This window comes from Kaistella sp. (genome assembly GCF_032060305.1).
Taxonomy (GTDB): Bacteria; Bacteroidota; Bacteroidia; order Flavobacteriales; family Weeksellaceae; genus Kaistella; species Kaistella yananensis.
Map to the genome: position 1 here is coordinate 1 of NZ_DAMBHK010000143.1, position 1,926 is coordinate 1,926.

The following is a 1,926-nucleotide window of genomic DNA, read 5'->3' on the forward strand; positions in this document are numbered from 1 at the left end:
GTTCCGATTCCGAGAAGTGCGAGTCCTTTTTTAATGGTTTTACCAGTTAAGGCTGAGAGTTCAAGGCGGAACTGCTTCGCAACAGCATCGTCCTGTTTCAGAATCGGATTGTTCTGATAAAAAGAGTTGTAAGATTTTACCAGTTCGTAGATGTAATTGGCCACTAAAGCCGGAGAAAGACTTTCGGCAGCTTTTGAAACGACATCTTTGAAGTTGAAAATGTTCATCATCAAATCCTTCTCAGAATCATTGATTTCATAATCTGAAATTTTTTGCTCCTGATATTCCGCTTTGGCGAGCAGCGACTGGATTCTCGCGTAGGTATACTGAATGAAAGGCCCCGTATTACCATTGAAATCGATGCTTTCCTTTGGATTGAACAGCATTTTTTTCTTCGGATCCACTTTCAGCATGAAATATTTTAAAGCACCCAGACCAACGGTTTCGTAGGATTTTTCTTTCTCTTCTTCTGTAAGATTTTCGAGTTTCCCCAGTTCTTCTGCTTTTTCTTTGGCGGTATCCACCATTTCCTGCATCAGGTCATCGGCATCAACTACGGTTCCTTCGCGGGACTTCATTTTGCCTTCCGGAAGTTCTACCATTCCGTAAGAAAGGTGGTAAAGGTTTTCTGCCCAGCTATAGCCCAATTTCTTCAGGATTTTGAACAGCACATCGAAATGATAATCCTGCTCGTTTCCTACGGTATAGATAAGTTTCTGGATATTATTTTCTTTGAAACGCTGAACTGCCGTACCCAAATCCTGGGTCATATAAACCGAAGTTCCGTCGGATCGTAGCAATAGTTTATGATCTAAACCTTCGTCGGTTAAATCACACCAAATCGAGCCATCATCTTTTCGGTACAGGACACCTTTCAGCAAACCTTCCTGGATGAGGTCTTTACCTAACAAATATGTATTGCTCTCGTATTGAACCTGGTCAAAATCTACGCCCAGTCTTTTATAGGTCTGCCCAAAACCTTCGTAAACCCAGGTATTCATTTCGCTCCAGAGATTTCTTACCTCTTCATTGCCTTTTTCCCAGTCCAGAAGCATTTTCTGAGCCTCCAGAATAATGGGAGCCTGTTTCTTTGCTGCATCTTCATCATAACCCTGAGCGACAAGTGCTGCGACTTCTTTTTTGTAATTTTTATCAAATTCCACATAATAACTGCCGATAAATTTATCGCCCTTAGTTGCGGTGGATTGCGGAGTTTCTCCGTTTCCAAACTTTTTCCAGGCGAGCATCGATTTGCATATGTGGATTCCGCGGTCGTTGATGATTTGGGTTTTGATGACATCGTAACCGTCTTCTTTCAGAATCTGAGCGACAGAATATCCCAGCAGATTGTTTCGGATATGTCCCAAGTGAAGCGGTTTGTTGGTGTTGGGTGAAGAATATTCAACCATTACGGTCTGGTTTTTCTTCTCTTTATGATCAAAATTTTCTTTTACGGTATTGAAATTATCAAGGAAAAAGCGGTTCTTAATTTTTAGATTCAGGAAGCCTTTAACCACGTTGAAGTTTTCAACAAAATCAGCCTGAGTGGAGAGCGCGTCGCCCAGCTCCATGGCAATAAGGTCCGGACTTTTCTTCAGTATTTTTACCAACGGAAAAGTTACGATTGTGAAATCGCCTTCAAATCCTGTTTTGTTTTGCTGCACCTCGAGTTTTACACTGTTTCTCTGATTTACATCATCAATCTGAAAAACGGACTGGATCACTTCAGCAATTTTATCTTCAATAATTTCTTTCGTATTCATCGTCAAATTTTGAGTTACAAATATACGTAAATAAAAAAACCACTCCGAAGAGTGGTTTAAGAATTATAACTAAGTTGAATTAGTTTTTATCCCAGATAAGTTTTGTATTCATTTTGTCTCCTCCAATAGCAGCTGCAGCAGCGGCATAATTTTCAGGATTCAA

1 protein-coding gene is annotated in these 1,926 nt (G+C 40.4%); it reads right to left on the reverse strand.

What is annotated here, in order from left to right:
• On the reverse strand, nucleotides 1-1,763 hold a 1,763-nt coding region (gene argS / locus V5N63_RS11755), incomplete at its 3' end, for an arginine--tRNA ligase (RefSeq protein ID WP_332034091.1).
• Nucleotides 1,764-1,926: the final 163 nt, after the last annotated feature.